Raw genomic sequence first — 24,188 nt, 5'->3', positions numbered from 1 at the left:
AAAAATAATAAAAACCCGCACACATTTATAGTGTACGGGTGTTTTATTTTATTATTTTTTTGCTTCTTCGATGTAAGAAATAGCTTGACCTACAGTAGCAATGTTTTCTGCTTGGTCGTCTGGAATTTGAATATCAAATTCTTTTTCGAACTCCATAATAAGCTCAACAGTGTCTAATGAATCAGCTCCTAAATCGTTTGTGAAGCTTGCTTCTGTTACAACTTCATTCTCGTCAACGCCTAATTTGTCTACGATAATCGCTTTAACTCTTGATGCAATGTCTGACATAATCTTTAATTTTAAAATTTAAATTGTTGGCAAAAATAAAAAACTTTATTTTAAATCCACCTTTTAGTTAATAAATGTGAATACGAAATTAAAAAAATAATTTTACAAAGACCTCATTTATATTATTTATTATCATTTATTATTCTTTTTTTTGCGTAATAAAAATTACAGGTAAATGAGTAAAATAGTAATATTCGCTTCTGGATCGGGTTCTAACGCCGAGAATATCATATTACATTTCAATAAAAAAAATCTTGTGAACGTATTCGAAGTCTTCACTAACAATCCTAATGCCAAAGTGTTAGAAAGAGCAAAAAACTTAAACGTTCCTTCTCAAGTTTTCAATAGACAAGAGCTAAATGAAGGAATTGTTTTAGAAAGATTAAACAAAATTCAACCTGATTTAATTGTTCTTGCAGGATTTCTATGGAAATTTCCTGAGCATATTATAAAAGCCTATCCAAATAAAGTAATCAACATTCATCCAGCTCTTTTACCCAATTATGGCGGAAAAGGAATGTACGGAATGAATGTACACCAAGCCGTTTTAGAAAATAAAGAAAAAGAAACAGGAATCACCATACATTATGTAAACGAACATTATGATGAAGGCGAATTCATTTTTCAAAAATCAGTAAATATTGAAGATTGCAAATCCGCAGAAGAAATTGCCGATAAAATTCACGTTTTGGAATACCAGTATTTTCCTGAAGTAATTGAAAAACTTTTAACTCGCAACTCGTAACTCGCAACCATGTCACACGAAGTCCACATCTACACCGACGGCGCAGCCAAAGGAAATCCTGGAAACGGTGGTTATGGCGTTGTTATGGAATTGGTTGGCACACCACATAAAAAAGAATTCTACGAAGGTTTTCGATTAACTACCAACAATAGAATGGAACTTCTTGCCGTAATTGTAGGTTTAGAAAAACTAAAAAATCCAAATATGAAGGTTTTAGTAATTTCTGATTCTAAATATGTTGTGGATTCTGTAGAGAAAAAATGGGTTTTAGGTTGGGAGAAAAAAGGATTTGCCAACAGAAAAAACTCTGATTTATGGAAACGCTTTCTAAAAATTTACCGAAAACATCAAGTAGATTTCAAATGGATTAAAGGACACAACAATCATCCACAGAACGAACGTTGCGATGAATTAGCGGTTTATGCTTCGGGTTTACCCAATTTATCAATTGATGCTTTTTATGAAAATGAAGAGGCGAAGTTGTTGTGATTTAATTAAGATTTATTGTAAATTTGTAAATGTTTTATAGAAAGTTTAATTGCTTATAAAATAAATTGTGATATGGAGAAAATATTTGACCCTTTATTGAATGAAAAACAATTAAATATTATAAATAAAAATAGATTTATAATTCAAAACATGAACAAAGTTTCTAAAGAAATTTTTTTTAAAGAGTTGTTTGAAAAAATAGAATCCATTTCAATATTTGAAATAAATACAGAAATCGGAATAATTAAAGCTGGAGATATTTTATTTAGACCACTAGAAGTTATTAATTCTGATTGTAATTTAGATTTTAATCATTATGGAATTTTTTTAGGAGAATTAAATAATGAAATATTGATACTAGATAATAATCAGGAAAGAAATATTGGAATTGTTAATTTAGAAACATTTTTATCTAAACATAACATCAAAAAACTTCAAATTAAGAAAAAACCTGAAAACATAATGTTTAGTGAGATAATTGAAAGAGCTAAGGAAATACAATTTAAACATTATTCATTAACAAATTTTAATTGCGCTCATTTTGCAAACTACTGTATTACAGGAGATAATAAAAGTGATGCAATAAAAAATATTGTTGAGATTTTAACTCCTTTGTTGAATATATTTGCAACATATTTGGATTATAAATCAAATTATCAAGAAATTAATATTAAAAAGACACTTAAAGAAGATTCAATAAAAATTAAGAAAATAATAAAAAATATAGAAGAATTAAAATAGAATTTTTTTACAATATCAAAAACAATAAATTTAAAAAATGAAATAAAAAAGAATCAATACATAAATAATAGCATTTGCTAAACAACTGTCATTGAAAGGTCGAAACTTTAATGAGAGCAGGAAGTTTAAGTAAATGTTCACGTTTGGGCGTGGACTTTACTTTACTTTGTTCTCGGGTATTCGACCACCTCAATGACGAGTAATAGTAATTGTTCCACGCTTTTTAATTTAAAAAAAATTATTTTACGGTTTTCCGTAAAACAGAATAAATAGGACTCTTTATTTTTACCAAAACTTAAAAAAAACTTTTATGAAAACAAAATTACTTTTTACGTTACTGATTGCATTTAGTTTTTCAATAGCAAAAGCTCAAAATTTAATCGCAAAACAAAAAGCTGTCGAAGTAGAAATTAATAACCAAAATTTACTTGAAAGGAATTCACTAACAATTAATCAGAAGTTACCTTATCCAATAATTTTTATTCACGGATTAAATTCTAATTCTGCTGTTTGGACTGATTTAGGAACTCAACTTATAAATAGTGGATTAAGTTTTGGAGGTAGAATTGATTTTTGCCTAAATGATGATGGAAACAATCTACTTTCAAATAAAAACTTATATCCAACTTCTGGAGCTGACATTGCTTTATATACTGATTATAATACAGACTTATCAGTTGCAGATTTTTACTTATTAAACTTTGACATTGATAATCTTGGAAGACTTCCTAGTAATGCAAACTTTACTGATGTATTGAGTAATGAAGCCGCAATTGCAAAACAAGGCGTAGCTTTAAAATATGCTATCCAAATTGTTATGCAAAAAACTGGGCGAGATAAAGTTATTTTAATGGGACATAGTATGGGTGGTTTGGCATCAAGAGAATATCTTCAAAACCCAATAAATTGGCAACCTGATGGAAACCATCACGTTGCAAAACTTATAACAACTGGAACTCCACACGGAGGTTATACAGGAACAAACGCTGGACTAATTACAGGAATTGACTCGCAATCTGAAGCATATAGAGATTTAAGAAAAGAATATTCAAATTCTAACAATGGAGTGTTTTTATATGGCGGAATTGAAAACTCCACTACAATTGGAACTAATTTTTATAACAATGATATCAATTGTAATTCAAGCAACAATGACAATACTTTAATCACTGGCTTAAATCAAAAAAGTTTATATAATAATTTGGATTACGCATACATTATTGGTGTTTGTACAAACTGCTTTTTACTACAAGGAACTATTGAAGGTGATGGAATTGTACGAAGTGTAAATGCAAATTTGAGCAATTTTTATACATTACCATTACCAAAAAATGAATTTATTTATACTGCATCAGCAAATAGCACATTTATTGGTTTACATTCAGATTTACCACAAGCAATTCCAGTAAGTATGCAAGGACTTGATGAACCAAATGAATATTTATTGGGGTATAATATTGCATTTAACCAAGAATATAAAGGATTTATAACTCAACAACCTGTTAATGGTTATCCTTTTGATTATGATGATTATAAATTTACTATGCCAAGTAATGGTTCATTTAACATATCAATCAATAATTCTTTTTCAAATAATTTATTTTTTAGAATATTAGATACAAGTTTAAATCAAGTTTACACTAATACAGTTGCGTCAAGTTCAACAAGTCCATTTACAACATCATTAAATTCAGGTCAATATTATTTAGAGTTCTACTCCACTCCAGTATCAACAAGTTATCAATTTCCTTATACATTTACTATTCAAAACACTTTATCTACTGATGATAATTTGGTTGACAATACTTTTTCAATTTATCCAAATCCAACAAATTCAAAAGTAAATATTAAGTCAGAAAGCAATTTTGATTATGTTGAAATATATAATGTTTTAGGCCAGAAAATTTCATCAAATACAATTTCATCAAATCAAGAAATAGATATGAATGATTTTCCAATAGGAATTTATACTTTAAAAATTAGTAATGAAGAAATAACTAAATCAGTAAAAGTTATTAAACAATAACATATTAATTTTAAAATTTACAAAATGCCTTAGAAATTTCTGAGGCATTTTTACTTATAAACCACACAAAACTTTAAACATCAAATTCTTTTAAACTTCTAAACTAAAGTTTATCTTTGCACCTTTAATTTGAAAACGTAAAAATGAACAAACTTTTAATAGTAGGAACGGTTGCTTTTGACGCTATCGAAACTCCTTTTGGAAAAACAGATAAAATTCTTGGTGGTGCTGCAACGTTTATCGGACTTTCAGCTTCGCATTTTAATGTAAAATCAGGAATTGTTTCGGTTGTTGGTGAAGATTTTCCACAAGAATATTTAGATTTATTGACAGCAAGAAACATCGATATCTCAGGAATTGAAATCGTAAAAGGAGGAAAAACATTCTTTTGGAGCGGTCGTTACCATAACGATATGAACTCTAGAGATACTTTAGCAACAGAATTAAATGTTCTTGCCGACTTCAATCCTGTAGTTCCTCAAGATTTTAAAAATGCCGAAGTAGTAATGTTAGGAAACTTACATCCATTAGTTCAATCAGGTGTTTTGAATCAAATGACATCAACACCAAAATTGGTTGTTCTTGACACAATGAATTTTTGGATGGACTGTGCTTTGCCAGAATTATTAGACGTTATCAAACGCGTTGATGTAATCACAATCAATGATGAAGAAGCACGCCAACTTTCAGGAGAATATTCTTTAGTGAAAGCTGCAGCTAAAATTCATACAATGGGACCAAAATATGTAGTGATTAAAAAAGGAGAACACGGAGCGTTAATATTTCACAATGAACATATTTTCTTCGCACCAGCATTACCATTAGCAGACGTTTTTGATCCAACAGGTGCAGGAGATACTTTTGCAGGAGGTTTCTCAGGATATATTGCACAACAAGGCGATGTTTCTTTCGATACTATGAAAACTGCGATTATCCAAGGTTCTAACTTAGCATCATTCTGCGTAGAAAAATTCGGAACAGAAAGAATGGAATCATTGAAAAAAGAAGAAGTGCAAGAAAGATTGAAACAATTCAAAGCTTTAACACATTTTGATATAGAATTATAATAAATTTATGCCTCGAAATTTTCGGGGCATTTTTATTAGAAAATACAACATACAACTAAACAACTACAATACAATGAGTGACGCAATCAAACACGAATGTGGAATTGCACTTTTACGATTAAAAAAACCGTTAGAATTCTACAAAGAGAAATACGGTTCGGCTTTCTACGGAATACAGAAAATGTATCTTTTGATGGAAAAGCAACACAATCGCGGTCAAGATGGAGCTGGATTTGCATCGATTAAACTTGATGTTGAACCAGGCGAACGTTACATCAGTCGAGTTCGTTCTAATGATGCTCAAGCGATTCAAGATGTTTTCAAACAAATTAATGAACGTGTAAATGAAGAGTTGACATTACATCCAGAATACGTTGATAATGTTGCGCTTCAAAAAGCTAATATTCCATACATTGGAGAATTATTTCTTGGTCATGTTCGCTACGGAACTTTTGGAAAAAACAGCATCGAAAGTGTTCATCCATTTTTGCGTCAAAATAATTGGATGCACCGAAATCTTATCGTTGCCGGAAATTTCAACATGACGAATGTTAAAGAACTTTTCAATAGTCTAGTAGAATTAGGACAACATCCAAAAGAAATGGCGGATACGGTGACCGTAATGGAGAAAATCGGACATTTTCTTGATGATGAAGTTACCGATTTATACCAAGAATGTAAAAATAACGGATTATCCAAAAGAGAAGCTTCACCAGTAATTGCTGAAAAACTTCCTATTGCCAAAATATTAAAACGTGCTTCCAAAGGTTGGGATGGAGGTTATGCAATGGCAGGACTTTTTGGACATGGAGACGCTTTTGTATTTAGAGATCCTGCAGGAATTCGTCCAGCTTATTTCTATGAAGATGATGAAATTGTTGTAGTAGCTTCAGAACGACCAGTTATTCAAACCGTTTTCAACGTTGCTTTTGACAAAGTGCAAGAATTGCAACCAGGAAACGCATTAATCATTAAGAAAAACGGAACTGTCACCGAAGAAGAAATAATTGTTCCAACAGTTAAAAAAGCTTGTTCGTTTGAGAGAATCTATTTTTCAAGAGGAAGTGATGCTGAAATTTATCAAGAACGAAAAGAGTTAGGAAAATTAATACTTCCAGCGGTTCTTGAAGCGATTGAAAATGATACGGACAACACGGTTTTCTCTTATATTCCAAATACAGCCGAAACCTCTTTTTACGGAATGGTGGAAGCGGCTAATGATTTCTTGAATCAAAGAAAAAACAAGTTCATTCTTGACAATAGAAAAAAGCTAACCAAAGACTCTTTGGAAGAATTGTTATCTGTAAAAATCAGAACTGAAAAAATCGCAATTAAAGATGCCAAATTAAGAACATTCATAACTGATGATGCCAACCGTGATGATTTGGTTGCACACGTTTATGATGTTACCTATGGAGTTATTAAACCAACCGATAATTTGGTAATTATTGATGATAGTATCGTTCGTGGTACAACTCTTAAAATGAGTATCATCAAAATGATGGATCGATTAAATCCAAAAAGAATAGTTGTTGTTTCCTCAGCACCACAAATTCGTTATCCAGATTGCTACGGAATTGATATGGCAAAGTTGGAAGGACTGGTAGCATTTCAAGCAGCAATAGAACTTTTAAAAGAGCGAAATCAGTATAAAATAGTTGATGAAGTTTATAAAAAATGCAAAGCTCAAGAAGACTTAAAAGACTTAGAAGTAGTTAATTACGTTACAGAAATATATTCGCCATTTAGCGATATAGAAATATCAAATAAAATAGCTCAATTATTAACTTCAAGTGATATAAAAGCAGAAGTAAAAATCATTTTTCAATCAGTTGACAATTTACATATAGCATGTCCGAAGAATTTAGGTGATTGGTACTTCACTGGTGACTATCCAACACCAGGTGGAAATCGTGTTGTAAACAGAGCATTTATGAACTTTTACGAAGGAAAAGACGCTAGAGCTTATTAAAAATAGTATAAATAGTGTATTTCATCGATTATTATTGTAATTCATCAATAATATTTTGAAACACAATACACCGCCATATATCTTTGGAGGACCATAGCATTAGTAGGTTAAGTTTATGGTAGATTTGGGGCAAAAAGGGTGAAAGAAATTTCACCTTTTTTATTTTCTATAAGTTCCACTTTCAAAAAGGTTTATTTACTCTCATTTGCCTATCATCCCAATATATTAAGCCATTTTAACTGCATTTGTAGGTGTCTTCCTATTATGTTTGTAGTACCATAGAATTAGTAGGTTAAGTTTATGGTAGATTTGGGGCAAAAAGGCGTTCGCTCTCGCGAACGTCTTTTTAAAAATTCACACACAAAAAAAACCGGTTGCACACACAACCGGTTTTTGATTTTTATAAGACTAAGTATTATTTAGCTTCAGCGTATCTTCTAGAAACTTCATCCCAATTAATTACATTAAAGAAAGCCTCAATATAATCTGGACGACGGTTTTGATAATGCAAGTAGTATGCGTGTTCCCAAACATCCATTCCTAAAATTGGTGTTCCGCCACATCCTACGCCAGGCATTAAAGTATTATCCTGGTTTGGAGTTCCGCAAACTTCCAATTTTCCGTCTTTTACACAAAGCCAAGCCCAACCTGAACCAAATTGAGTTGCACCAGCTTTTGCAAAAGCAGCTTTAAATTCGTCGAATGAACCTAAATCTTTTTCAATTGCATTAAGTAATTCTCCTTTTGGGTGTCCGCCACCATTTGGAGACATAACCGTCCAAAATAAATTGTGATTGTAAAATCCGCCACCATTATTTCTAACAGCTGCTTTAGTCATATCCAAATTTTTAAGAATTTCTTCGATAGATTTTCCTTCTAAATCTGTTCCTGCAATGGCTGCATTTAAGTTAGTTGTGTATGCATTGTGATGTTTTGAATGGTGAATTTCCATTGTTCTTGCATCAATATGTGGCTCTAACGCGTCGTATGCGTAAGGTAATTGTGGTAATTCAAATGCCATGATATTTTTTGTTATAAGTTAATACTAAAATTGATTTCAAATTTATACATTTATCTTTGTAAATGAAAATACTTTTTTTACATAATTACATTGATAAAACCTATAATAGAACTAAATGACATTTGATATTCAGCCCAAACATTTGCAAAACGAATTGATAAAACTAGTTCCGCTTCATGAAAATGATTTTGAAGAATTGTATGAAGTAGCTTCCGATCCTTTAGTTTGGGAACAGCATCCTAATAAATTAAGATATCAAAGAGACGTTTTTCAAAATTTCTTCGAAGGAGCAATACAATCCAAAGGAGCATTTTTTATTAGAGAAGCAACAACAAACGAACCTATTGGCAGCAGTAGATTTTATGATTACAATCCAGAAACCAATTCTATATTAATAGGTTACACCTTCATAGGAAGAAAATTTTGGGGAAACGGCTACAACAAAGCATTAAAAAAACTTATGATGGACTATGCTTTTCAATATGTAGACACTATTTATTTTCATATAGGAGCTTTTAATATCCGTTCTCAAAAAGCAATGGGAAAAATTGGTGGAATAAAAATTGACGAATTTGAAGTGGAATACTACGGAGAAGATTCTAAATTGAATTATATTTATCAAATAAATAAACAATGACAACAATTTTAGATTTTTTACTGGAATTTATTAGGGTTGATTTAATTATTGGTTTTGGTTGGTATTCAATAATTCTTTTCACATTGCTATTATTTTCTTTTAGGAATGAATTATTAAAAGAATTTGATAAATACGCTTGTAGAACAATTGTTTTTTTGGGAATTTTGTATGGAATTGTTTGGTTTTTAGCATCAATTTTAAATTATTTTATTGAATTTGACGAAGAACAAAAAGCGCAATTTATTCGAAGACTTACTGGAAAATATTCTTTTGGATTATGGCTTCAACCACTATTTTGGTTAGGCTTAACTCAATTATTAAGATTTCAATTTGTTAGAAAATATTTATTATTACGATTAATTATTTGTATATTTTTTATTTTAACTTTTGAACGCTTTGTTATTGTTTACACATCATTTCAGAGGGATTATTTACCAAGCAGTTGGACTCTGTATAATTATGGTTTCGGAGTTACTTGGTGGCAAATTGTACTTTCTGCTTTAGTTAAAATAGTAGAATTTACTCTATTAGTTTTTGTTTACAGATATTTAAAAAATCAAAAATCGTTAATCAGCAATCAAAAATCAAATGACTAAACCAGCTTTCTCCATATACGACGCATCTGCAGGATCGGGTAAAACCTATACTTTGGTAAAAGAATACCTCAAAATCATTCTTTTGTCAAAGAAGCAAGATGCCTATCGCAACATTCTCGCGATTACGTTTACCAATAAAGCAGTACACGAAATGAAAAGTCGTGTGGTAGATAGTTTGTCTGAATTTGCAAAAGATAATCCTACCGAAAAAGCGCAGAGTTTAATGCAAGTCATTCATTCAGAAACAGGAATTTCACTTTTTGATATTAAAGAAAAAGCCAAAAGTATTATTAAGAATCTGATTCATAATTACGCTGCTTTTGATATTTCCACTATTGATAAATTCACTCATAAAGTTATTCGAGCCTTTGCGCACGATTTGAATTTACCAATAACGTTCGATGTTTCTCTTGACACCGAAAACCTTTTAACAGAAGCCGTTGATGCCATAATTGCTCAAGCTGGCGAAGATGAAACATTGACCAATCTTCTTGTGAATTTCACGATGGAAAAAACCGACGATGATAAATCGTGGGATGTTTCGCGTGAAATTATGGAAACCGGCAAATTAATTTTAAACGAAAATAATCGAGAAGAAATAAGTCATTTTAATAATAAATCAATTGCTGAATTTGTTGAAATCAAAAACAAATTAGTAGAATTTTGTAAAGAAATTGAAGCCGAAACTATCGCTCAAGCTACAGAAGTATTGCTTTTGATTGATAAAAATGGAATTGATTTAAAATCGTTTTCAAGAGGAACTTTTCCAAATCATTTGAATAAAATTAAAGAAGGTCAGTTCAATCCAAATAATAAAATGTTTTATGAGTTTGAAGATATTCAAATAAATAGTAAAGCTTCGGATAAATCAATTATTGAAAACATTATTCCTGAATTATTAGCCATTTTAAAATCAATTTATACCAAATTTGAAAAGAAGAATTTCTACGAAGCGTTCTTAAAAAACATCACGCCACTTTCGTTGATGAATACCTTGAGTAATAAATTGCAAGAGATTCAAAAGGAGCAAAATATACTTTCGATTGCTGAATTCAACAAGTTGATTAATGAGCAAATTCAAAACCAACCTGCGCCATTTATTTATGAACGTTTAGGTGAAAAATACAAACACTTTTTCATTGACGAATTTCAAGACACTTCCGAAATGCAATGGCAGAATTTAATTCCGCTAATAGATAACGCACTTTCGAGTGAGGATTTAGATGGAACTCGAGGTTCGTTGATGATTGTTGGTGATCCAAAACAATCTATTTATCGTTGGCGTGGTGGAAAAGCAGAGCAGTTTATCGAATTAAGTAAAGATAAAAATCCGTTTGTGAATCCAAGTAAAGAGCTTTTTCCACTCGGAATTAATTGGCGAAGTTATGATCAAGTGATTGATTTTAATAATAAGTTTTTCAAGTTTTTAGCATCCAAATTTGCTAATGAAGATTACAAAGATTTGTATGAAAACCATTCGCATCAAGAATTTAATGATAAAAAAGGCGGTTATGTAAATGTGAGTTTTATTCCAAAAATCGATAAAGAAGAAGTTTCCGATGAAGATAGTTTGGACAAAAACGATTTGTATTTGGAAGCGACTTTAAATACTATTTTGAAAGTAAAATCCAACGGATTCAATTATAGAGATATTGTAATTTTAACACGAAATAAAAAACCAGGAACTGCTATTGCTAATCATTTAATTGAAAATGGAATTCCGATAGTTTCTTCTGAAAGTTTGTTGTTTGGTGCTTCTTCTGAAGTGCAAACTTGTATTTATATATTGCGATATTTAAAAAATTCAAATGATTTAGAATCGAAAGCTAATTTCTTATATTACTTAGCAAATAATCATCAAGAGAAATTACCTGTTCACGATTTTATTGCCAAAGGAATGGAATTGAAAAACGAATTGGAATTTCAAAATTGGTTGACCGAAATTGATGTCGATTTTTCATTTCAAAACATTCGAAAAAAGGCACTTTATGAAGCAACCGAAATCATAATTTCAAAAGTGATTCCAATTGAAAAGCGAAATGCTTATGTGCAATATTTCTTGGATTTGATTTTGGAACACGATTTGAAAAAGCAATCTGGAATTTCCGATTTTCTTATTTATTGGGAAAACAATTTGGAGAAATTAAGCATTCCATCACCTGAAGGAAATGACGCCGTTCGAATTATGACGATTCATAAATCTAAAGGTTTAGAATTCCCAGTGGTGATTTTTCCATTTGCAGAACAAAATTATTCGCAAAATTTGGGTGATAAAATTTGGATCACAGCCGATGAAGAACAAATTGGTTTGCCAAAAGCATTGGTTTCTAAAAACAAAGAAGTTGAGAATTTTGGTGAAGAAGCATCAAAAGTTTACAATCAGAAAAAAGAAGAAGATTTATTAGACAATATCAATGTTCTTTATGTTGCTTTAACTCGTGCCGAAGAACAATTGTATGTAATTTCGGGATTGGTTTCTGAAAACAGCAAAGGAGAATTACCTAATAATATGGCGACGTTCTTTATCGAATTTTTAGGAAGCGATTTCAAACAAGAACAATTGGAATACGAATTTGGTTCGAATGAAAAAATTTCTAAAACTAAAGAAGTCGTTTCAAATGCATTAACAATTCCGCAACTTTCGGAAACATTAAATCCGAAAAACATCAAGATTGCGCAACGCGAAAGCATAATGTGGAATACCAAACAACAAAAAGCAATTGAATTTGGAAATATTATTCACGAAATTCTGGCATTTGTAAAAACTAAAAACGAGATCGATTTGGCAATTACAAAAGCCATCGAAAACGGATTCATAATTTCAAGTCAGAAAGAAGAAGTTTTAGCAACGCTTTCAGAAATTGTAAATCACAAAGAACTAACCGATTACTTTTCGGAAGAATATAAAGTGATGAACGAGCAAACCATCATCCAAAAGCAAGGAAACATCGTAAAACCTGATAGAATGTCGATTTCGAAAGATAAAAAAGTGTTTCTATTAGATTATAAAACAGGTCAACATTTGCCAAAACACAAAACCCAACTCGAGAATTATCAAAAATCTATTGAAGATATGGGTTTTAAAGTAGAGAAAAAATCACTCATATATATAGGAGAAGAAATTGAAGTGTTACATTTGTAGCTTCAGAAAATAGATAAAAGAAAATAGATAAAAGAAAATAGATAAAAGAAAATAGATAAAAGAAAATAGATAAAAGAAAATAGATAAAAGAAAATAGATAAAAGAAAATAGATAAAAGAAAATAGAGTATAGACTTTACATAAATTCGTGAAATAATAAAATATATCGAATTAGTGTAAATTAGTGCAATTCGTGTCAAATCAAAAATCTTTGTGACTTAGAGTCTTCGTGGCAAATAAAACAATAAACTAAAAATATGTACGGAAAAATTCAACAACACCTGCAAAACGAACTAAATACTATTGAGCAAAATGGTATTTTCAAAAAAGAACGCATCATAACTTCTCCACAAGGTGCAGAAATTACAGTTAACGGTGAAACGGTTTTAAACTTTTGTGCCAACAACTATCTAGGATTATCATCACATCCAGAAGTTGTTCAAGCTGCAAAAGATACCTTAGATTCACACGGCTTCGGAATGTCGTCTGTGCGTTTCATTTGTGGAACTCAAGATATTCACAAAACATTAGAACAAAAAATTGCCAATTTCTACGGAACAGAAGACACTATTCTTTATGCAGCAGCTTTTGATGCCAATGGTGGTGTTTTCGAACCATTATTAGGAGAAGAAGATTGTATTATTTCTGATTCATTGAATCACGCTTCTATTATTGATGGTGTTCGTTTGTGTAAAGCAGCACGTTATCGTTATGAAAACTCCAATATGGAAGATTTAGAAAATCAATTGAAAAAAGCTGTTGAAGCAGGACATCGTTTCAAACTAATTGTTACCGACGGAGTTTTCTCAATGGATGGATTAGTAGCGCCATTAGATAAAATTTGCGATTTAGCCGATAAATATGATGCTTTGGTAATGGTTGACGAATGTCACGCAGCAGGTTTCATTGGCGCAACCGGAAAAGGAACGCTTGAAGCAAAAGGTGTAATGGGCAGAGTTGATATCATCACAGGAACTTTAGGAAAAGCACTTGGTGGCGCAATGGGCGGATATACAACCGCTAAAAAAGAAGTCATTGAAATTTTACGTCAACGTTCTCGTCCGTATTTGTTTTCAAATTCTTTGGCACCAGCAATTGTTGGAGCATCTATTAAAGTATTCGAGCTTTTAGAAAAAGACACTACATTAAGAGATAAATTGGAATGGAATACTAATTATTTCAAAGCAGGAATGAAAGCAGCAGGAATTGATATCATTGATGGTGATTCTGCAATTGTTCCAGTAATGTTATATGATGCAAAGCTTTCCCAAATAATGGCAGATGAATTATTGAAAAAAGGAATTTACGTAATCGGATTCTTTTATCCAGTGGTTCCAAAAGATAAGGCACGTATTAGAGTTCAGCTTTCTGCAGCACATACAAAAGAACATTTGGATAAAGCAATACAAGCTTTTACGGAAGTTGCGAAGAATTTAAGCGTTATTTAACTAACTTGTTTATTTGCATAAATTTGTAGAATTATTTCATAATTCCCACATTTTAAGCTTTTCATTTTGATAATTCATTTTATCGCATTACTTTTGCACCATTATATGTATATAATCTAACAAAATTAAGTATGAAACATCTTAACAAATTATTTGCTTTATTGATGCTTTTAGGATTAAGTTCTCAAGCACAAGATAGTAACAACAAATGGGCTATTTCGTTTGGAGCAAACGCAGTAGACGGAGCAAGAGTAAGCGCGGCTTCTAAAATAGAAGACCAATTTTCTCAATACTTTGACGCAAAAAGATACTGGAGTATTTTACCAACAGTTTCTACAGTTGGTGTGTCAAGATATGTAGGAGATAATTTCTCTTTTGGAGTAACTGGATCTGTAAACAAAATTACAAGACTAGTAGGTGAAAGAACTTACGATCCTGCAACAAACACTAATGATTACACTGTAGTTAATCCTGGTGATTTAATGTATTATGGTGTTGATGGAGTTGTTAAATACAGCTTTATGAACATGATTAAATCAAAAATAATCGAGCCATCTGTACATGTTGGTGGAGGTTATACTTGGTTAGGTGATGCATCTGCTGGTACAATCAACGGAGGTTTAGGTTTAACTTTCTGGTTCACTGAGCAAGTAGGTTTATCATTTAGTTCTACTTACAAGCATTCATTTGATGATTCAAGAAATCCTTCATTTGACGTTCCAACTCATTTACAACATTTTGGAGGTTTAACTTTCAAATTTGGTGCTAAAGATTCAGACGGAGACGGATTGTATGATAAAGATGATGCTTGTCCAGAAGTTGCTGGTTTAAAAGAATTCAAAGGTTGTCCTGATACAGACGGAGACGGAATTGAAGATTCTAAAGATTCTTGTCCAGAAGTTCCTGGTTTAGCTGATTTCAACGGATGTCCTGATACAGACGGTGATGGTGTTCAAGATAAAGATGACGCTTGTGTTGAAGTAGCTGGTTTAAAATCATTAAATGGTTGTCCAGATGCTGATGGTGACGGTATTGCTGATAAAGACGACGCTTGTAAAGACGTTAAAGGTCCTAAAGAAAACAAAGGTTGTCCTTGGCCAGATAGAGATGGTGATAAAGTTTTAGATAAAGATGATAAATGTCCAGATGTTGCTGGTACTGTAGCTAATCAAGGTTGTCCTGAAGTTTCTGACGAAGCTATCAAAAGATTAAATGATTATGCTAAAACTATCTTATTTGATACTAACAAAGCTACTTTCCAACAAAGAACTTACCCAGTATTAGAAGCTATTACTGCTATCTTGAAAGAATACCCAAGTGCTAACTTCTCAATCGAAGGACACACTGATTCTGATGGTAAAGATGCTGCTAACTTAACTTTGTCTGAAAACAGAGCTGCAGCAGTTAAAAATTACTTAATCGAAAAAGGTATCGCTGCTTCAAGATTATCATCTAAAGGTTTCGGTGAGACAATGCCAATTGACTCTAACAAAACTAAAGCCGGTAAAGCTAACAACAGAAGAGTTGAAGTGAAATTAGTAAAATAATTTCTTCCAAAATATTTTCAAGAAACGCCTCGAAAATCGAGGCGTTTTTTTTATATTTATAAAATGAATAACAACTCATTTTTAAATAAACTTTCCAAGATAATTGTTGCCGACTATTCTGACAACTTTTCAGATTTAATAGTCATTCTGCCTAACAGAAGAGCTAAAGTTTTTCTTATTGATGAACTCAAAAAAGAAACGACTCAAACCATATTTTCTCCTGAAATTATAAGTATTGAAGACTTTGTTCAAGACATTGCTGGAATTCGTTCTATTGATAGTGTTGAATTGTTATTCGAATTTTACAATGTTTATTTATCTGTTACCGAGAAAGATCAAGAATCTTTTGAAACCTTTGCCAATTGGGCTAAAACCTTACTTCAAGACTTCAACGAAATAGATAGATATCTTCTTGAACCTGACAAGATTTTAAAATATCTAGAAAACATAAAAGAAGTAGAGCATTGGGCTGTTGATATCGATAAACGAACCGACTTAATTGATAAATATTTAATTTTCTGGAAAAAACTTCCATTATACTATCATTCGCTTTATAATTATTTATTGAATAAAGGAATTGGTTATCAAGGTTTAATTTATAGAGAAGCCGTTGATAATTTGAATCATTTTTCAGAAACTATAAAAGATAAAAAATTCCTTTTCGCTGGATTCAATGCTCTAAACCACGCAGAAGAAAAAATAATTCAACATCTTTTAGCGATTGATAAAGCCAAAATCTATTGGGATATTGATGAAACCTTTTTGAATGATCCATTTCACGATACAGGACTTTTTCAGCGTAGATTCAAATCAACTTGGCCTTATTATAAAACCAATCCGTATGAATGGATTACAAGTGATTTTAAGCAAGAAAAGAACATTCAAGTTATTTGTACGCCAAAAGCTATTGGTCAAGCCAAAATAGTTGGCGAAATCATTGAAAAATACAGCAATAAAAACGAAGGTAAACTTCAAAATGTTGCCGTTGTCCTTGGTGAAGAATCACTTTTGGTTCCCATTTTATATTCGCTTACATCTAATGTTGATGCTTTAAATATTACGATGGGTTATTCAAGTAAAAATAATCCTGCTCAATTGTTGATTGCCAAACTATTTAAAGCGCATACTAACGCAATTTCAAGAAACGCATCGAGTTATGTGTTTTATTACAAAGATGTTTTGGATATTCTAACGCATCCGCTGATTGAACCTTACATCAATGCTAAAGAGTTGGTAAACAGAATCAATCAAAACAATTATACTTTCATAATTCATAAACGAATCCTAGAATTACAAGAAAATCAAAATGAATTATTTCAATTGATTTTTCAAAAATGGGACACATCTTCTGTTGCTATTTTGGAAAATTTGAGTCAGATTTTGCTTAAAATCAAATCCAATTTAAGTTCAGACAACGAAGAAGAAAAGATTACGAATGCCTTTGTTTATTCTATTTTCAAAGTGATAAACAAAATGATTTCTTATTTTTCATCCAATTCAAATATTGATTCTGTAGAAACTTTATTTGCTATTTACAAACAGGTAATTGATGTCGCTGAAGTTTCATTTGAAGGTGAACCTTTGAACGGATTGCAAATTATGGGAGTTCTTGAAAGTCGTGTGCTCGATTTTGAAACCGTAATAATCACATCGGTTAACGAAGGAAAATTTCCAGCTGGGAAAAGTATGAATTCTTTCATTCCATACGATGTTAAAAAAGAATACGGTTTGCCAACTTTCAAAGAAAAAGATGCCATTTATACTTATCATTTCTATCATTTATTACAGCGTGCTAAAAATATTTATTTGTTATACAATTCCGATAGTGAAGGTTTGGATGCTGGAGAACGTAGTCGTTTTATAACACAATTGGAAGTCGAAAAACAACCAAATCACAACGTGACATTTCAAACGTACAATGCCAATGTTCCTGAAATTGCTCATCAACCTTTAGTAATTCCAAAATCGGAAAAAGTGTTGTTGCGATTGAAAGAAATTGCCGAAAAAGGATTTTCACCTTCAGCATTGACAACGTATATTCGAAATCCGATTCAGTTTTATTTTCAAAGAATTCTGCGTATTTCTGAAACCGATGAAGTAGAAGAAAATATCGCGGTAAATACACTTGGAACTATCATTCACGGAACTTTAGAAGAATTGTACAAACCTTTTATTGGTAAAATTTTAATTGAAAATGATATTAAAATTTGTATCAAAAATATCGATGAGGAAGTATTGAAACAATTCAAATTAGTTTACAAAGAAGGCGAAATCAAAAAAGGAAGAAACCTGCTAGCTTTTGAAGTTGCCAAACGAAATGTGTTGAATTTTCTAAAATTAGAATTAGAAGCCATTCAAAACGGAGACGAAATTCAGATTATTGCTTTAGAAAAACATTTAGAACGAGATTTAGAACATCCGAAATTACCATTTAAAGTAAAAATTGCTGGAAATGTAGATAGAATCGAAAACCGAAACGGAAGAATCAGAATCATCGATTATAAAACTGGAAATGTTACCAAACCAAGTGTCACTTTAAAATCTTGGAATGGCTTAACAGAAGACATCAAAAACGATAAGATCATCCAAATTCTTGCTTACGCATTCATGTACGAACCAGATGCAAAAGGTTTAGAAATAGAAGCCGGAATTATTTCCTTCAAAAACTTGAAAAACGGATTTTTACCATTTGGTTTTAAAGAAGGTAAAGAAACATTCGAAGTAATTTCAACAGAAATAATGGAAAGTTATATTGAAGAAATTGTTGTGTTATTAAATGAGATTTTGAGTGTTGATGTAGCTTTTGAAGAAAAAGTTTAACATCTTATTACAAATCTCGTATAATTTGTTTTCTTTTCTTTACCAAAAAAGAATATCAGAACACTAAACAACATACTAACTTTTTATGTAAGCACTTTGCCAATAAACTTTGCCATAAGTTTATTGCCGTTAGTATATTTTGGAATTTCATCTTTTGAAACCATATTTCTAACGTTAGGATTCTTTTCAAGTATCTTTATAAAAGAAGTTAGGCGCAAAAATGAGTACTTGTTTTATTATAATAATGGAATTTCAAAAATTAAACTTTGGTTATTTTCCTATATTTTAAACTTCTTTTTTCTAGTCGTTATTGTCATGATTATTAACCTAGTAATGAAAATGTTATGATGAATCATCTTTTGGAAATTGATAGTATTCAAAAACATTTTGATCAAAAAGTGGTGCTTTCAGATGTTTATTTGAAATGCAGAACAGGAGAAATTATTGGATTATTAGGAAGAAATGGATCGGGAAAATCAACTTTATTAAAGATAATTTTTGGGATTTTATCTGCTGATAATAAATTTGTTAGAGTTAACGGAAAAGTACTATTTAAAACAAATGACCTACTAAATGAAATTAGCTATTTACCTCAAGAAGATTTTATTCCAAATTCATTTTCAGTAAAAAAGACGATTCAATTGTCAATAGATAAAAATAAAATTATCGATTTCTATCAAGACGATTTTATAAATTCATTAAAATACAAAAAAATCAACCATCTCTCTGGAGGTGAGTTACGTTATTTAGAAATTAAATTAATTTTATCAAATTCTTCAAAGTTTGTTTTACTTGACGAACCATATAATGGATTATCTCCAATTATGATTGATAAAATAAATCAATTGATTACTCAAAATTCTACTAAGAAAGGAATAATAATTACTGACCATAATTATGAAAATGTTATTAAAATTTCTTCAAAATTAATCTTAATGAAAGAAGGAAAAGCGTTTCATTTAAAAGATAAAAATGAACTTATTGATAAAGGTTATTTACGTGAAGGATTGATTTAGTTTCTTTGTGACCTCCCTGTATTCTTCGTGTCTTGGTGGTTAAACCTTTTTTAAAAACTCACCCAAAACCAACAACAATTCTTCCTTATTTTCAATATGACTCATGTGTCCGTCTGGAAAAGTGTGCAGTTTTACGTTGGTTCCTTCAATTTGGTCAACGTTTTCATCATAATTTAAAACAGGATCTTCTTTTCCTAAAATCAATAGCATTGGATAATTGGCAAAATGCAAAATCACTTCTCTATCTTTTCTAATTTTCATGCCTTCTTGGCAAGCAACAATGCCTTGAAGAGGCGTTTTTAAAGCTTCCAACTTTACATATTCAATTTCATCTAATAGAATTTCACGATTTTTTTCACTGAATAAATTCGCAACACTCATTCGGATGCAAGCCACATAATTCTTTTTTACAGCAATAATAGCTCGGTCACGATTGGCTTTTCGTTCCTCGCTGTCAGCTCTTGAAGTCGAGTTTAGAAGCACCAAACCTTTCATAGCATCTGGATACAATTCGGCGAAAGCCAAAGCAATATATCCACCCATCGAATGACCAACCAAAACCGCTTTTCTAATTTTCAATTCGTGCAAAACATGATGCACCATGTCGGCTTGATCTTCCATTGAGTGCACGTAACCTAAACATTCGGTTTGTCCGTGACCTAATAAATCAATAGCAATAACGCGGTGTTTCTTTGAAAACTCAGGCGCAAAAGCATTCCACATTTCTTTATTTTCATAAAAACCGTGTAATAAAACTACAACCGTTCCTTTTCCTTGGTCGGTGAAAGTGATTTTGGTGTTTTTGAATATCGTGGTTTTCATCGGTGCAAAAATAGATTTTTTTAAACTCGAATTCAATTGTAATGAAAAGATTAATTTGCAATTGTTTTGTCATTTCGACGCAGGAGAAATCATAAAAAGTAAATCACGAGTGCGATTCCTACGGAAAGACAACTAGGAACACAAAAAAACGGTTCACTTTCGTAAACCGTCTAAACTGATAACTGAGACTGAGACTGAAAACTAACTATTCATCAAACTCTCAATCTCATCCACTTCAATAGGAATGTTTCTCATCAAGTTGAACGCTTCGCCTTTTTCTTGAATCACCATGTCGTCTTCAATACGAATTCCGAAACCTTCAGCTGGAATGTAGATTCCTGGTTCTACGGTGAACACCATATTCGCTTGCATTGGTTCGTGTAATAATCCGTAATCGTGCGTGTCTAATCCCATGTGGTGCGACGTTCCGTGCATGAAATATTTTTTGTAGGCTGGCCAATCTGGATTTTCATTTTGAACATCAGCTTTGTCAATCAATCCCAAACCTAAAAGTTCAGAAGTCATGATTTTACCAACTTCTACATGATATTGTTTCCATAAAGTTCCAGGAACCAACATTTTTGTTGCTTCATTTTTCACACGTAAAACCGCGTTATAAACTTCTTTTTGTCTATCAGAAAAACGTCCCGAAACTGGAACTATTCTTGTCATATCACTTGAATAATTAGCATATTCGGCACCAACGTCAAGCAAAATCAAATCTCCTGCGTTACATTGTTGGTTGTTTTCAATATAGTGCAACACATTAGCATTATTTCCAGAAGCAATAATTGGCGTGTAAGCAAAACCTTTAGAACGATTTCTTAAAAATTCATGTGCAAATTCGGCTTCGATTTCGTATTCCATTACGTTTGGTTTTACGAAATTCAAAACTCTTCTAAAACCTTTTTCAGTGATATTACATGCTTCTTGAATTAAATCCAATTCTTCACTTTCTTTAACCGAACGAATTCTTTGCAAAATGGGATTCGACTTTTCGACTTTATGCGCTGGATAATTTTCTTTCCACCATTTGATAAAACGCGCCTCACGAGTTTCGGTTTCAATAACAGCGCGATAATGCTCGTTAGTGTTGATGTAAATGGTTTCAGCATAAGTCATCACTTCTTTCAAAGTTTTATGAAAATCTTGCAACCAAATCACACTTTTAATTCCGGCAACTTCAAACGCTCTTTCTTTAGTAAGTTTTTCACCTTCCCAAATTGCGATGTGTTCGTTGGTTTCTTTTAAGAATAAAATTTCACGCAAATGCTCATAAGGTGCATCAGGAAAAAGCAACAAAATACTTTCTTCTTGATCAACGCCTGATAGATAAAAAATATCGCGATGTTGTGCAAAAGGTAAAGTAGAATCAGCAGAAACTGGATAAATATCGTTCGAATTAAAAACGGCAACACTATTAGGTTTCATTTGTGCCGTGAATTTTGCTCTGTTTTTAATAAACAAATCACGATCTATTTGATGGTATTTCATATGTAAGTTTTTATTGTTTTTTAATGGTCATATGCAATCGCCTGACGGCTCATGTCATTTTATTGAGTAATTAGTGAATAGTAATTAGTGAATAGCTTTGTTCTACACAAAATTAAGGAATAATTGAGTTCAAGATGTAGCCAAATGGCGTTATTTTTTATTGACACGAATTTCACGAATTAACACGAATATTAAGTACACAAAAATTACACGAAGCAAAGAATTCGTGTTAATTCGTGAAATTCGTGTAAAATCATAAAATATTTTTACGAATACGACTCATGTGACGAGACGAAATTCCTAAAAACGAAGCCAAATAATGCAACGGAACTTCTTGCAGTAATTTAGGTTCGGTTGAAAGAAGTTTTTTGTAACGTTCTTCGGGAGTTAATGTTAGCAGATCAATGCGGTAATCGTCAATTAAACAAATTTGTTTTTCGATGACATTGTAATAAAATTGATGAAATGCTTTATTGTTTTCGATTAAATCTTTGAAAGTTTTTAAATCAACAATCCATAATTTACAGTCGGCAATAGCTTTGATGCTTTTTCTTGATGGTTTTCCAAATAAAAAACTGCTTAACGACGAGGTAACCGAATTTCTTAATGCTAAATATGTTGTTTTTTCTTCATCCAAAATTTCGATGGAATGTTGTAAAATGCCGCTTTCAACAAAACAAAAATGCTGGCAAACTTCATTTTCTTTTACAAAGAATTCATTTTTCTTAAGATGTAATATTTGAAATGTTTCTCTAGCTTTAATAATCAATTCTTGCATGGATTTATCTTTTACATCAATAAATTGACATAAATAATCAAGAAAAGCATCGTTCGATTTTAAAAATGGCATTTGTAAAAGTTTCAACAAAAATATCCAAATTGTTTCCAACTCAGATTAAAATCTATATTTTTATAAAAAATTTCATAATGAGAACTAAATTTTTGTCACTACTGCTTCTTTTCATAATTGTTCTTCACGCACAAGACAAAAAATCGTATCAACTATTTGATAAAAACGGAAAGAAAGTCTCTTACGATAAATTGTTAAAAGCGTCTTTGAAAACACAAGTTGTTCTTTTTGGAGAATATCATAATAATTCTGTTTCACATTGGTTGCAACTTGAATTGACTAAAGATGTTGCGGCAAAAACACCTGTGGTTCTTGGTGCAGAAATGATAGAAGCCGATAATCAAACCCAATTAAACCAATATTTAAAAGGTGAAATCGATCAAAAGAAGTTGGACTCTACAGCTCGACTTTGGAAAAATTATCCTACAGATTACAAACCTTTGGTTGATTTTGCAAAAGAAAACAACTTTGATTTTATAGCTACTAACATTCCTAGACGTTATGCTTCTATGGTTTCTAAAAAAGGTTTTGAAGCTTTAGAAACTCTTACGCCTGAAGAAAAGACATGGATTGCACCACAACCAATTCCTTATGACGCATCACTTCCTGGTTATGTTGAAATGATGAAAATGATGGGTGACCATACAAGTCCGAATATGCCAAAAGCTCAAGCTAGTAAAGATGCAACAATGGCCTATTTTATAAATAAAAATTTGAAAGCCAACAGTGTTTTCATTCACTATAATGGGACTTTTCATTCTGATAATTTTGACGGGATTAATTGGTATTTAAAAACTTACAATCCAAGCATAGAAATTGTAACAATATCTACGGTTGAACAAAAAGACATATCAAAACTTGAAAAAGAAAATCACAATAAAGCTGATTTTATTCTCGTTATTGATGAAGATGTAACAAAATCGTATTAAATTCGTTTAATATTTACGTGCTTTATATTTATTTGTTATTTGAAAAATAAATTTGAAGCTAGAAAACTTAAAACCAAGTATGAAAAAAATAATTTTATTACTAACAATTTTAACCTTAAGCATTTCTTTCTTTTCTTGTGAAGATTTAGATGATAATCAGGTAGAACCTATGTTGATTATTAAATTTAAGTTTGATCCAAATCAAGCCCGATTGAATAATTTGGGTCAGCCTTCATTTGTTCCTTTTGGTAATGGTGCGCAGTCACCTGTTTTTAACAAAATTTCTTCACATTATATTGAATTTGCTAAAGATGCAAACACGCAATTAGGCGATGGAAGTATTGTTTATCATGGTCAAGAAACAGCAATTGGAGGTGCTAATGCAATAGATTTTAGTAAAGCTAAAATTGTTGCTGAAGGCGAAGCTTTTTTAGAAATCCCTCTTAAAGATCTAGCAATTGGAAGTTATGAATGGTTGAGAGTTTCATTATCCTATTAGAATTACCAGATAAAAATTCGTAAGCCAGGTTCGAGTCTTG

General features: G+C 31.4%; 20 protein-coding genes. 15 read left to right on the top strand and 5 right to left on the bottom strand.

What is annotated here, in order from left to right; translation table 11 throughout:
- Nucleotides 1-51: 51 nt before the first annotated feature.
- Nucleotides 52-288 carry an acyl carrier protein gene (locus ABD766_RS05300; protein WP_007137004.1) on the bottom strand — a complete coding sequence of 79 codons (237 nt, stop codon included), beginning with the start codon at nucleotides 286-288 and terminating at the stop codon, nucleotides 52-54.
- Nucleotides 289-463: 175 nt separating this feature from the next.
- Here ABD766_RS05300 and purN point away from each other — a divergent pair, with 175 nt between their 5' ends.
- The 6 genes from purN to ABD766_RS05270 all read left to right on the top strand — a co-directional run bounded on the left by purN (nucleotide 464) and on the right by ABD766_RS05270 (nucleotide 7,328).
- A complete protein-coding gene (gene purN, locus ABD766_RS05295) occupies nucleotides 464-1,033 on the top strand; it encodes a phosphoribosylglycinamide formyltransferase (RefSeq protein ID WP_344815691.1) in 570 nt (189 codons plus the stop codon).
- 9 nt (nucleotides 1,034-1,042) lie between these two features.
- On the top strand, nucleotides 1,043-1,522 hold the full coding sequence (gene rnhA, locus ABD766_RS05290) for a ribonuclease HI (RefSeq protein WP_344815690.1): 480 nt from the start codon (nucleotides 1,043-1,045) through the stop codon (nucleotides 1,520-1,522).
- Nucleotides 1,523-1,594: 72 nt separating this feature from the next.
- Nucleotides 1,595-2,263, top strand: a complete 669-nt coding sequence (locus ABD766_RS05285) for a lecithin retinol acyltransferase family protein (RefSeq protein WP_344815688.1) — start codon at nucleotides 1,595-1,597, stop codon at nucleotides 2,261-2,263.
- A 310-nt stretch (nucleotides 2,264-2,573) separates the two neighbouring features.
- A complete protein-coding gene (locus tag ABD766_RS05280) occupies nucleotides 2,574-4,289 on the top strand; it encodes an alpha/beta fold hydrolase (RefSeq protein WP_344815687.1) in 1,716 nt (571 codons plus the stop codon).
- A gap of 143 nt (nucleotides 4,290-4,432) precedes the next feature.
- Nucleotides 4,433-5,356 (top strand): PfkB family carbohydrate kinase, encoded by a 924-nt coding sequence (locus tag ABD766_RS05275; RefSeq protein WP_344815686.1) that lies wholly within the window; start codon nucleotides 4,433-4,435, stop codon nucleotides 5,354-5,356.
- A gap of 73 nt (nucleotides 5,357-5,429) precedes the next feature.
- Entirely contained in the window at nucleotides 5,430-7,328 is a 1,899-nt protein-coding gene (locus tag ABD766_RS05270) for an amidophosphoribosyltransferase (RefSeq protein ID WP_344815685.1), read from the top strand.
- Nucleotides 7,329-7,743: 415 nt separating this feature from the next.
- On the opposite strand, the gene ABD766_RS05265 is transcribed toward ABD766_RS05270, so the two are convergent.
- Nucleotides 7,744-8,349, bottom strand: coding sequence for a superoxide dismutase (locus ABD766_RS05265; RefSeq protein ID WP_344815684.1), 606 nt, complete (start codon nucleotides 8,347-8,349; stop codon nucleotides 7,744-7,746).
- Nucleotides 8,350-8,464: 115 nt separating this feature from the next.
- On the opposite strand from ABD766_RS05265, the gene ABD766_RS05260 reads away from it, so the two are divergent.
- The 7 genes from ABD766_RS05260 to ABD766_RS05230 all read left to right on the top strand — a co-directional run bounded on the left by ABD766_RS05260 (nucleotide 8,465) and on the right by ABD766_RS05230 (nucleotide 19,554).
- Nucleotides 8,465-8,986: a GNAT family N-acetyltransferase gene (locus ABD766_RS05260; RefSeq protein WP_344815683.1), complete on the top strand. Its 522-nt coding sequence runs from the start codon at nucleotides 8,465-8,467 to the stop codon at nucleotides 8,984-8,986.
- Complete coding sequence (locus ABD766_RS05255; protein ID WP_344815682.1) at nucleotides 8,983-9,582, top strand: hypothetical protein; 600 nt, start codon at nucleotides 8,983-8,985, stop codon at nucleotides 9,580-9,582. Before ABD766_RS05260 ends, ABD766_RS05255 begins: the two co-directional genes overlap by 4 nt.
- Nucleotides 9,575-12,724, top strand: a complete 3,150-nt coding sequence (locus ABD766_RS05250; RefSeq protein ID WP_344815681.1) for a UvrD-helicase domain-containing protein — start codon at nucleotides 9,575-9,577, stop codon at nucleotides 12,722-12,724. The genes ABD766_RS05255 and ABD766_RS05250 overlap by 8 nt, the downstream gene beginning before the upstream one ends.
- Before the next feature lie 256 nt (nucleotides 12,725-12,980).
- The gene (kbl, locus tag ABD766_RS05245) at nucleotides 12,981-14,171 is read left to right on the top strand and encodes a glycine C-acetyltransferase (RefSeq protein ID WP_344815680.1); all 1,191 of its coding nucleotides are present in this window, start codon (nucleotides 12,981-12,983) and stop codon (nucleotides 14,169-14,171) included.
- A gap of 131 nt (nucleotides 14,172-14,302) precedes the next feature.
- Complete coding sequence (locus ABD766_RS05240) at nucleotides 14,303-15,718, top strand: OmpA family protein (RefSeq protein WP_344815679.1); 1,416 nt, start codon at nucleotides 14,303-14,305, stop codon at nucleotides 15,716-15,718.
- Nucleotides 15,719-15,781: 63 nt separating this feature from the next.
- Nucleotides 15,782-18,538 carry a PD-(D/E)XK nuclease family protein gene (locus ABD766_RS05235; protein ID WP_344815678.1) on the top strand — a complete coding sequence of 919 codons (2,757 nt, stop codon included), beginning with the start codon at nucleotides 15,782-15,784 and terminating at the stop codon, nucleotides 18,536-18,538.
- 344 nt (nucleotides 18,539-18,882) lie between these two features.
- Entirely contained in the window at nucleotides 18,883-19,554 is a 672-nt protein-coding gene (locus ABD766_RS05230; RefSeq protein WP_344815677.1) for an ATP-binding cassette domain-containing protein, read from the top strand.
- A gap of 39 nt (nucleotides 19,555-19,593) precedes the next feature.
- Here ABD766_RS05230 and ABD766_RS05225 read toward each other — a convergent pair whose 3' ends face one another.
- From ABD766_RS05225 to ABD766_RS05215, 3 genes are all read right to left on the bottom strand, one after another.
- Nucleotides 19,594-20,376: an alpha/beta fold hydrolase gene (locus ABD766_RS05225; RefSeq protein WP_344815676.1), complete on the bottom strand. Its 783-nt coding sequence runs from the start codon at nucleotides 20,374-20,376 to the stop codon at nucleotides 19,594-19,596.
- Between the two features lie 201 nt (nucleotides 20,377-20,577).
- Nucleotides 20,578-21,870, bottom strand: a complete 1,293-nt coding sequence (locus ABD766_RS05220) for an aminopeptidase P family protein (protein WP_344815675.1) — start codon at nucleotides 21,868-21,870, stop codon at nucleotides 20,578-20,580.
- A gap of 253 nt (nucleotides 21,871-22,123) precedes the next feature.
- Nucleotides 22,124-22,720 (bottom strand): Crp/Fnr family transcriptional regulator, encoded by a 597-nt coding sequence (locus ABD766_RS05215; protein ID WP_344815674.1) that lies wholly within the window; start codon nucleotides 22,718-22,720, stop codon nucleotides 22,124-22,126.
- A 77-nt stretch (nucleotides 22,721-22,797) separates the two neighbouring features.
- On the opposite strand from ABD766_RS05215, the gene ABD766_RS05210 reads away from it, so the two are divergent.
- Nucleotides 22,798-23,649: a ChaN family lipoprotein gene (locus ABD766_RS05210; protein WP_344815673.1), complete on the top strand. Its 852-nt coding sequence runs from the start codon at nucleotides 22,798-22,800 to the stop codon at nucleotides 23,647-23,649.
- A gap of 79 nt (nucleotides 23,650-23,728) precedes the next feature.
- Nucleotides 23,729-24,148 carry a hypothetical protein gene (locus tag ABD766_RS05205; protein ID WP_344815672.1) on the top strand — a complete coding sequence of 140 codons (420 nt, stop codon included), beginning with the start codon at nucleotides 23,729-23,731 and terminating at the stop codon, nucleotides 24,146-24,148.
- Nucleotides 24,149-24,188: the final 40 nt, after the last annotated feature.

This window comes from Flavobacterium cheonanense (assembly GCF_039539185.1).
Lineage (GTDB): Bacteria > Bacteroidota > Bacteroidia > Flavobacteriales > Flavobacteriaceae > Flavobacterium > Flavobacterium cheonanense.
Note: the sequence above shows the minus strand (reverse complement) of the source record. Positions and strands in the feature narration are given on the sequence as shown.